Origin of the sequence: Yersinia sp. 2542 StPb PI (assembly GCF_048593855.1) — a bacterium.
GTDB classification, from domain to species: Bacteria; Pseudomonadota; Gammaproteobacteria; order Enterobacterales; family Enterobacteriaceae; genus Yersinia; species Yersinia enterocolitica_E.
On sequence record NZ_JAZGQA010000277.1, the window covers coordinates 1 to 4,076 of the forward strand.

Genomic DNA, 4,076 nt, shown 5'->3' on the forward strand with positions numbered 1-4,076 from the left:
GTTATTTTTAAATAACTTGCATTTCTGGCACGATCTTTTCATATTGCTATCTGAAATATAAAAAACGGATCTCTATCCACAAAAGTACAAAGGAACTCCCACTTATGAAGTCATTTGTCAAAGTTTCATTGGCCGCGCTCACGCTGGCCTTTGCTGTTAGCTCCCACGCCGCAGAAAAAGAACTGATTGTTGCTACCGACACCGCGTTCGTCCCTTTTGAATTCAAACAAGGGGATAAATATGTCGGTTTTGATATCGACTTATGGGATGCCATCGCGAAGAAACTGGATTTGAAATACACCCTGAAACCAATGGATTTCAGCGGTATCATTCCAGCACTGCAAACCAAGAACGTGGATCTGGCACTAGCCGGTATCACTATTACCGACGAACGTAAAAAAGCCGTTGATTTCTCTGATGGCTACTACAACAGCGGCCTGCTGGTGATGGTAAAAGCTGACAACAATGACATCAAAGGCGAAGCTGATCTGAAAGGTAAAGTGTTGGCAGTCAAAAGCGGCACCGGTTCTGTCGATTATGCTAAAGCCAACATCAAAACCAAAGACCTGCGCCAATTCCCGAATATCGATAACGCCTATTTGGAGTTAGGTACTGGCCGCGCTGATGCCGTTTTGCATGACACGCCAAACATCCTTTACTTCATCAAAACTGCCGGCAATGGCCAGTTCAAAGCGGTGGGTGAATCTATCAAAGCCCAGCAATATGGTGTTGCATTCCCACAAGGCAGTGACCTGCGTGACAAAGTTAACGTTGCTCTGAAATCTCTGAAAGAAGACGGCACTTACGCTGCAATCTATAAAAAATGGTTCGGCGTAGAACCTAAGTAATTCATTTTTGCCGTTTTTAGACCAGGAGAATATCCATGCAGTTTGAATGGAGCGCTATTTGGCCCGCCATCCCAATCCTGCTTGAAGGCGCCAAGTTAACCCTATGGATCTCGGTCCTGGGGTTGCTTGGCGGCCTGATTATTGGGGTTATAGCAGGGTTTGCCCGCGCCTATGGCGGTTGGCTGAGCAGAAATATCGCATTAGTCTTTATTGAACTGATCCGTGGCACGCCGATTGTGGTGCAGGTGATGTTTATCTACTTTGCGTTACCGATGATGATGCCGGTGCGCATCGATCCTTTCTCAGCAGCCGTTGTGACAATTATTATTAACTCAGGGGCTTACATCGCAGAAATTACCCGTGGTGCGGTGCTGTCAATCCACAATGGGTTCCGCGAGGCCGGTCTGGCTCTCGGCTTATCCAAACGCGATACCTTGCGTTACGTAATAGCCCCTTTGGCCCTGCGCCGTATGCTGCCACCACTCGGTAACCAGTGGATCGTCAGTATTAAAGACACCTCACTGTTTATCGTGATTGGCGTAGCAGAACTGACTCGTCAGGGTCAGGAAATTATTGCCGGCAACTTCCGCGCCATGGAGATATGGAGTGCGGTGGCGGTGATCTACCTGATTATCACCTTGGCTCTGAGCTTCGTTCTGCGCCGGTTAGAAAGAAAGCTGAAAATAATATGATTGAATTCAAAAACGTCTCTAAACACTTTGGTAAAACCCAAGTGCTTCACGACATCAATTTGAATATCACCAAGGGTGAAGTGGTGGTTATTATTGGCCCTTCCGGCTCGGGTAAATCCACCCTGCTGCGTTGTATCAATAAGCTGGAAGTTATCACCAGTGGTGAGTTGATTGTCGATGGTCTGAATGTCAATGATCCCAAAGTCGATGAGCGCCTGATCCGTCAGGAAGCTGGCATGGTGTTCCAACAGTTTTATCTGTTCCCCCACCTGACGGCCTTGGAAAACGTCGCCTTTGGTCCGATTCGCGTTCGTGGTGCTTCTAAAGAGGCAGCCAACAAACTCGCTATGGCGTTGTTAACCAAAGTTGGATTGGAAGAACGCGCGCATCATTTTCCCGCAGAGCTATCGGGTGGCCAACAGCAGCGTGTCGCTATCGCTCGGGCGCTGGCGGTAAAACCCAAGTTGATGTTGTTTGATGAGCCGACCTCGGCACTGGACCCAGAATTACGTCACGAAGTATTGACGGTAATGAAGGACTTGGCCGAAGAAGGCATGACCATGGTCATCGTCACCCATGAAGTGGGGTTTGCCCAGAAAGTGGCATCGCGTCTTATCTTCATTGATAAAGGTCGGGTCGCTGAGGATGGCAACCCGGATAGCCTTATCTCAAATCCGCCAAGTGAACGTTTACGGGAATTCCTCCAACACGTTTCCTGATGCGCAGGCTGACATTACCCTAAAATACCTCTGGCGGGCATCTTGATGATCCCCGCCAGATTTTTTATGCTGATAGGCCAATCATATCGGCGCTTGTTGATTCTTGACCTGAGCAAATGCGGTCATGAGTTTCACCACATCCTGCATCCCAATATTGACCTGATTAATAACCTCACCGGCATCTCGGGTCAGCGTCACCCCGCCCCCCGCTTGTTCGACACAAGTCCCCATACCCTTGATAGCCGCCATCACTCCATTCTGTATGCTCTTTGTCATCTGCTCGATTTCAGCCGCTGCCTTGCGTGACTGGTCCGCCAATATTCGGACCTCACTTGCCACCACCGAGAAACCCTTGCCATGCTCACCGGCATGAGCCGCTTCAATCGAGGCATTGATCGCTAATAGATTCGTTTGAGACGATATTTTACGAATCGCTTCCACCATGGTACCAATCTCTTGTGAGCAGCGGCCCAAATCACTGACCACATCAGAGGTTTCGCGTGCAATAGACTCAACCTCTTGCATACCACGAACCGCCTGTTGAACAATCTCAGCCCCTTGTGACGCTGAACGGTCGGTGGTTAATGATAAATGGTGCACATCGCGGATCAGGTTCTCCTCATGCTCCTGCTGCAACATCAATTGTGTAATATCCTGAGCAATCTTCACCACTTTAATCACTTGTCCCTCGTTATCCATAATCGGGTTATAACTGGCCTCCAGCCATACCCGTTTGCCATGTCTATTAAGACGCTCAAAACGGCCGATAATAAACTCACCGTGGGCTAACCGCTGCCAGTGCTGATGGTACTCATCGCTATGTGCAAATTCTGGTGTGCAGAGTATCTGATGAGATTTATGTTGAATATCTGCCAGTGAATAACCAATAACCTTCAGCAGATTCTCGTTGGCATCCAAAATAATGCCTTGTGGTGTGAAAGTGATCATCCCCATTGAACGGTTAAGTGCTTTTAGCAAACTCTGGTGTTCCTGAGATTGCAAAATACGCTCGGTCACATCACTGGCGAGCTTAATAATTTCAATCACATTTCCACTACTATCGAGTACCGGTGTATAGGTTCCCTGCAACCAAACAATGCTGCCATCCTTGCGGATACGCTTAATATTATCGGTAATCGGTCGCCCTTCATTGAGCAGTTGCCAGTGGCGGCGGTAGGCATCAGTGAGTACATATTGTGGGTCACAGAACAGTTTATGATGTTTGCCGACCACCTCATCCTGTTGGTATCCCATTGCTTGTAAAAATAATGTATTAGCGTGTTTCACCGTACCATCTGGCTTGAAAATAATCATCGGGACAGCACTATCAATCGATGTCAGTTCGGCACGAGGGGATGCCTGAGATGAGCTGAAATTGAACAACATAAATTGAGTCCTTATGGCGAATGATTAAGCAAAAAATAAGTCATGTGGCTATCAACCTATTTGCACAATAAAACCCCTGCCCCGTGAAAGAGGGCAGGTGTAAGTTTTATTCTTCACCCTGGACGATGAGGTAGCTGAGTTAATAAAATCAAAAAGAAAAAATCATCACAATATAAGCAAGATTTGTCAGCTATAGCGCCTGACTAAGATTTATCTTAATTAGCATAGACGAAAATATGGGGGTTTGCTGTTAGTGCAATGAGAGGGAAATAGAGCAATATCCCTATAATTGAATATTGCCCATAGATATAACAGACTCAAGTCAGTGATTCGGGTAAGTGTGCGCAGCCAACACCCCTGCGGCGTCAAGGACGAAGAAGAGCATACCCAAAGTCATTGACGTTGCAGGTAGGCGGCCAGTAAACGCACCC

The 4,076-nt window shown here is 47.4% G+C and carries 4 protein-coding genes; 3 read left to right on the forward strand and 1 reads right to left on the reverse strand.

Annotated features, from left to right (window positions below; genetic code table 11):
* Positions 1–104: 104 nt before the first annotated feature.
* The 3 genes from glnH to glnQ are packed head-to-tail and all read left to right on the forward strand — an operon-like array spanning position 105 to position 2,259.
* Positions 105–848: a glutamine ABC transporter substrate-binding protein GlnH gene (gene glnH, locus V1952_RS20430; RefSeq protein WP_372558419.1), complete on the forward strand. Its 744-nt coding sequence runs from the start codon at positions 105–107 to the stop codon at positions 846–848.
* 35 nt (positions 849–883) lie between these two features.
* The gene (gene glnP / locus V1952_RS20435; RefSeq protein WP_004709093.1) at positions 884–1,540 is read left to right on the forward strand and encodes a glutamine ABC transporter permease GlnP; all 657 of its coding nucleotides are present in this window, start codon (positions 884–886) and stop codon (positions 1,538–1,540) included.
* Entirely contained in the window at positions 1,537–2,259 is a 723-nt protein-coding gene (glnQ, locus tag V1952_RS20440) for a glutamine ABC transporter ATP-binding protein GlnQ (protein WP_372558418.1), read from the forward strand. Before glnP ends, glnQ begins: the two co-directional genes overlap by 4 nt.
* 81 nt (positions 2,260–2,340) lie before the next feature.
* On the opposite strand, the gene V1952_RS20445 is transcribed toward glnQ, so the two are convergent.
* Entirely contained in the window at positions 2,341–3,645 is a 1,305-nt protein-coding gene (locus V1952_RS20445; protein WP_372558417.1) for a methyl-accepting chemotaxis protein, read from the reverse strand.
* Between the last annotated feature and the right edge of the window lie 431 nt (positions 3,646–4,076).